General features: G+C 47.1%; 2 tRNA genes and 3 rRNA genes. All 5 read left to right on the plus strand.

Going from position 1 to position 5,595, the window contains the following annotated elements:
- Positions 1-78: 78 nt before the first annotated feature.
- The 5 genes from HMPREF3027_RS00050 (at position 79) to rrf (ending at position 5,559) form a co-directional block, all read left to right on the plus strand.
- Positions 79-1,615: ribosomal RNA gene (locus tag HMPREF3027_RS00050) — 16S ribosomal RNA — on the plus strand.
- Between the two features lie 255 nt (positions 1,616-1,870).
- Positions 1,871-1,944: transfer RNA gene (locus HMPREF3027_RS00055), tRNA-Ile, on the plus strand.
- A 68-nt stretch (positions 1,945-2,012) separates the two neighbouring features.
- A tRNA-Ala gene (locus HMPREF3027_RS00060) sits at positions 2,013-2,086 on the plus strand.
- A 298-nt stretch (positions 2,087-2,384) separates the two neighbouring features.
- A 23S ribosomal RNA gene (locus HMPREF3027_RS00065) occupies positions 2,385-5,276 on the plus strand.
- Between the two features lie 174 nt (positions 5,277-5,450).
- Positions 5,451-5,559, plus strand: a 5S ribosomal RNA gene (gene rrf, locus HMPREF3027_RS00070).
- The 16S, 23S and 5S rRNA genes sit together here with 2 tRNA genes alongside, the layout of an rRNA operon.
- The last annotated feature ends 36 nt before the right edge of the window (positions 5,560-5,595 follow it).

Genomic DNA, 5,595 nt, shown 5'->3' on the forward strand with positions numbered 1-5,595 from the left:
TACGACTAAACGTGATAGTGAATAACGAGCTAGAGGATTTTAATTAGCTTCTTTGTTACGAAGACATAAAACTTTTTGACAATGGAGAGTTTGATCCTGGCTCAGGATGAACGCTAGCGATAGGCTTAACACATGCAAGTCGAGGGGTAACATGGAGAGAAGCTTGCTTCACTCTGATGACGACCGGCGGATGGGTGAGTAACGCGTATGCAACTTGCCTCTTAGTGGGGGATAACCCGGAGAAATCCGGACTAATACCGCATATTCTTAATTTCTCGCCTGAGTTATTAAGGAAAGATTTATTGCTAAGAGATAGGCATGCGTTCCATTAGTTAGTTGGTGAGGTAACGGCTCACCAAGGCATCGATGGATAGGGGAGCTGAGAGGCTGATCCCCCACATTGGGACTGAGACACGGCCCAAACTCCTACGGGAGGCAGCAGTGAGGAATATTGGTCAATGGAGGAAACTCTGAACCAGCCAAGTCGCGTGAAGGATGACGGTCCTATGGATTGTAAACTTCTTTAGTAGGTGAGTAAGGATAGGTACGTGTACCTATTAGAAAGTAGCCTAAGAATAAGTATCGGCTAACTCCGTGCCAGCAGCCGCGGTAATACGGAGGATACGAGCGTTATCCGGATTTATTGGGTTTAAAGGGTGCGTAGGTGGCTGATTAAGTCAGTGGTGAAAAGCTATGGCTCAACCATAGTCTTGCCGTTGATACTGGTTAGCTTGAGTGTAGATGATGTAGGCGGAATGCGTAGTGTAGCGGTGAAATGCATAGATATTACGCAGAACTCCGATTGCGAAGGCAGCTTACAAAACTACTACTGACACTGAGGCACGAAAGCGTGGGTATCAAACAGGATTAGATACCCTGGTAGTCCACGCCGTAAACTATGATTACTCAGAGTATGCGATATACAGTATGCTCTCAAGCGAAAGCATTAAGTAATCCACCTGGGGAGTACGTCGGCAACGATGAAACTCAAAGGAATTGACGGGGGCCCGCACAAGCGGAGGAACATGTGGTTTAATTCGATGATACGCGAGGAACCTTACCTGGGATTGAAATGTATAGGCTGGTGTCTGGAAACAGCTGCTGTTCACTTCGGTGACTTATATGTAGGTGCTGCATGGTTGTCGTCAGCTCGTGCCGTGAGGTGTCGGCTTAAGTGCCATAACGAGCGCAACCCTTATCGTTAGTTGCTAACAGGTTAAGCTGAGGACTCTGGCGAGACTGCCGTCGTAAGGCGAGAGGAAGGTGGGGATGACGTCAAATCAGCACGGCCCTTATATCCAGGGCGACACACGTGTTACAATGGTGAGGACAAAGGGTAGCTACCTGGTGACAGGATGCCAATCTCCAAACCTCATCTCAGTTCGGATCGAAGTCTGCAACTCGACTTCGTGAAGCTGGATTCGCTAGTAATCGCGCATCAGCCATGGCGCGGTGAATACGTTCCCGGGCCTTGTACACACCGCCCGTCAAGCCATGGAAGCTGGGGGTACCTGAAGTGCGTGACCGCGAGGAGCGTCCGAGGGTAAGACCGGTGACTGGGGCTAAGTCGTAACAAGGTAGCCGTACCGGAAGGTGCGGCTGGAACACCTCCTTTCTGGAGTAGCAGAGTAGCTATTCCTCTAGTTTCGACTGTCCGTAGTTTGTATGTATGGATTGATAATCAAGAGTGAGTACGTGGTCTAGACGATGTTTAGATTGTATCTATCTTGTTTGTTCCTTTGTCTTAGTATATTTTATCATACGGCAACCCTATTTTTATACTGCCTGCTTATGATGAGTATAAGTTAGTAAGGTTGAGGTGTAGAGATTGGGGGCTAGAGAGGAGCTCATTATTGATGATGAGTGATATAGACCCATAGCTCAGTTGGTTAGAGCGCTACACTGATAATGTAGAGGTCGGCAGTTCAAATCTGCCTGGGTCTACGAGACTTACGAGAGGGATGATAAGCTAGCAAGAGTGCTACTTATGAGATAGGAAAGTATAGAGATATGGGGAATTAGCTCAGTTGGCTAGAGCACCTGCTTTGCAAGCAGGGGGTCATCGGTTCGAATCCGTTATTCTCCACATTTGGCGTCACATTTATGGTGACAAGCCGAGCGATCATAGACATATTGGCAAATATATAGATATTGAAACAATAGTAAAGAGACAAAGAGGATTCTGGAGATGGTACGCGAGTACCGTCGAAGGTCTTTTCGAGATAGAGATGAGATCTCATTGTGTAAAGCAAATTCTTTCGATTTTTACTTGAGCGACAATGTTTAGTATACTTAATTAAATGCGAGAGCAAATAATATTTGTATTGTTATTATACAACATTATGCGTGGTGCTTTACGCAAGTAAGGCACTAGTATAAAAGGTTATAAAGTAAGTAAGGGCAGACGGCGGATGCCTTGGCTCTAAGAGGCGATGAAGGACGTGACAAGCTGCGATAAGCTGTGGGGATTGGCACATACGACGTGATCCACAGATTTCCGAATGGGGCAACCCGGTAGGTTTAACAGCCTACTACATGCTATGCATGAGCAAACGTGGGGAACTGAAACATCTAAGTACCCATAGGAGAAGAGAACAATTTAGTGATTCCCTTAGTAGTGGCGATCGAACGGGGACGAGCCCAAACCATTCTTGTTTCGGCAAGAGTGGGGTTGTAGGACTACAACATGTTACAGGCGGTAACGAGCAGAAGTGAGCTGGAAAGCTCCACCATAGAGGGTGATAGTCCCTTATGCGAAGTGAAGGCCTGGCTAGTAGTATCCTGAGTAGTGCGGGACACGTGCAATCCTGTACGAATCTGGGGGGTCCATCCCCCAAGGCTAAATACTCCTTAGAGACCGATAGTGAACGAGTACTGTGAAGGAAAGGTGAAAAGCACCTCTAGTAGAGGATTGAAATAGACCCTGAAACCGTCTGCTTACAAGCGGTTGGAGCTCCATTTGGAGTGACAGCGTGCCTTTTGCATAATGAACCTACGAGTTACTATATATAGCTAGGGTAAGAGCTTCAGGCTTGGATCCGTAGCGAAAGCGAGTTTTAAATGGCGATAGAGTTATATATAGTAGACGCGAAACCAAGTGATCTACCCTTGACCAGGTTGAAGTTCAGGTAACACTGAATGGAGGACCGCACGGCAGAATGTTGAAAAATTCCCCGATGAGTTGAGGGTAGGGGTGAAAGGCTAATCAAACTTGGAAATAGCTCGTACTCCCCGAAATGCATTTAGGTGCAGCCTTAGAGTTTAAATATAAGAGGTAGAGCGACTGATTGGATGCGAGGGCTTCGCCGCCTATCAAGTCCAGACAAACTCCGAATGCTTATATGTACACTCTAGGAGTGAGGGCATGGGTGCTAAGGTCCATGTCCGAGAGGAGAAGAATCCGGACCATCTGCTAAGGTCCCGAAATGACAGCTCAGTTGACTTAAACGAGGTCACGATGCATAGACAGCTAGGATGTTGGCTTGGAAGCAGCCATTCATTTAAAGAGTGCGTAACAGCTCACTAGTCGAGGATTGTGGCATGGATAATAATCGGGCATAAGTTGTCTACCGAAGCAGTGGAATCATTTATGATTGGTAGGGGAGCATTCCAGCGTGGTTGAAGATAGATCGACGAGGTCTGTTGGACATTCTGGAAGTGCAAATGTAGGTATAAGTAACGATAAAGGGAGTGAGAATCTCCCTCGCCGAAAGACTAAGGTTTCCTCCTCACCGTTCGTCGGAGGAGGGTTAGTCGGGACCTAAGGGTAATCCGTTTGGTGATCTCGATGGAAGAAAGGGTTAATATTCCCTTACTCGGTATGTTAAGTGATGTGGAGACGGAGAAGTGACAGTCCTGCCTACTGTTGGAATAGTAGGTTAAAGGGTGTAGATGTTGATCTTGGTAGGCAAATCCGCCGAGAGAGTCGAACCTGATAGTATGTGAATCCTTCGGGTGCAGCAATATGGACGTAAGCAGGCTCCCAAGAAAATCCGCTAAACGTTAATAGCATATCGACCCGTACCACAAACCGACACAGGTAGTTGGGTTGAGTATACTAAGGCGCTCGAGTTAGCCGCGGTTAAGGAACTAGGCAAATTGGTCCTGTAACTTCGGGATAAAGGACGCCGTTGTGGCGACACAACGGCCGCAGAGAATAGGCCCACGCGACTGTTTATCAAAAACATATGGCTATGCTAATTAGAAATAAGATGTATATAGCCTGACACCTGCCCGGTGCTGGAAGGTTAAGAGGAGAGGTCAAACGTAAGTTGAAGCCTTGAATTGAAGCCCCAGTAAACGGCGGCCGTAACTATAACGGTCCTAAGGTAGCGAAATTCCTTGTCGGGTAAGTTCCGACCTGCACGAATGGTGTAACGATTTGGGCACTGTCTCGACCGCGCGCTCGGTGAAATTGTAGTATCGGTGAAGATGCCGATTACCCGCAATGGGACGAAAAGACCCCGTGAACCTTTACTATAGCTTTACATTGCCTCTGGGTATTAGATGTGTAGGATAGGCCGGAGACTTTGAAGGGTGCACGCTAGTGTGCTTGGAGTCGCTGTTGAAATACGGCCCTTTTGATATTTGGATGCTAACTTGCAGGAGCAAGGACAATGTATGGTGGGTAGTTTGACTGGGGTGGTCGCCTCCAAAAGAGTAACGGAGGCTTCTAAAGGTGCCCTCAGACCGATTGGTAACCGGTCGTAGAGTGTAATGGCATAAGGGCGCTTGACTGGGAGACTTACAAGTCGCACAGGAAGGAAACTTGAGCATAGTGATCCGGTGGTTCCGCATGGTAGGGCCATCGCTCAAAGGATAAAAGGTACTCCGGGGATAACAGGCTGATCGCTCCCAAGAGCTCATATCGACGGAGCGGTTTGGCACCTCGATGTCGGCTCGTCACATCCTGGGGCTGGAGAAGGTCCCAAGGGTTGGGCTGTTCGCCCATTAAAGTGGCACGCGAGCTGGGTTCAGAACGTCGTGAGACAGTTCGGTCTCTATCTATTGTGGGCGTTAGATATTTGCGAGGGTCTGGTACTAGTACGAGAGGACCGTACTGGACACACCTCTGGTTTATCAGTTGTTTCGCCAGGAGCATAGCTGAGTATCCATGTGTGGTTTAGGATAAGTGCTGAAAGCATCTAAGCACGAAGCCCTCCTCTAGATTAGATATCTTTTAAGGGTGGTTGGAGACTACGACCTTGATAGGCTGCAAGTGTAAGTGCCGTAATGCATTTAGCTGAGCAGTACTAATTACCCGTAAACTTTAGGCCGAAGTGTAGTGTTGTGTAATTACAGTACGCATGAATAGGTTACTAAATGTTGTACGCTTCATATATTGAGTAAGATAGAGAGAATTGAGATATACATTCGAGATGTCATCTCAGAGTTTCTTAGAGCTATTGATAGTAGATAGCTATAATATTTGCCAGTATGTCACGATATAATTAGGTGACTATAGCACTAGGGATCCACCTCTTACCATTCCGAACAGAGAAGTTAAGCCTAGTCACGCCGATGGTACTTTTAACAAGGGAGAGTAGGTAGTCGCCATTTTACAGAGAGAGACACTTTAGGAATTTTTTCCTAGAG

This window comes from Porphyromonas sp. HMSC077F02 (genome assembly GCF_001815465.1).
GTDB lineage: Bacteria > Bacteroidota > Bacteroidia > Bacteroidales > Porphyromonadaceae > Porphyromonas_A > Porphyromonas_A somerae.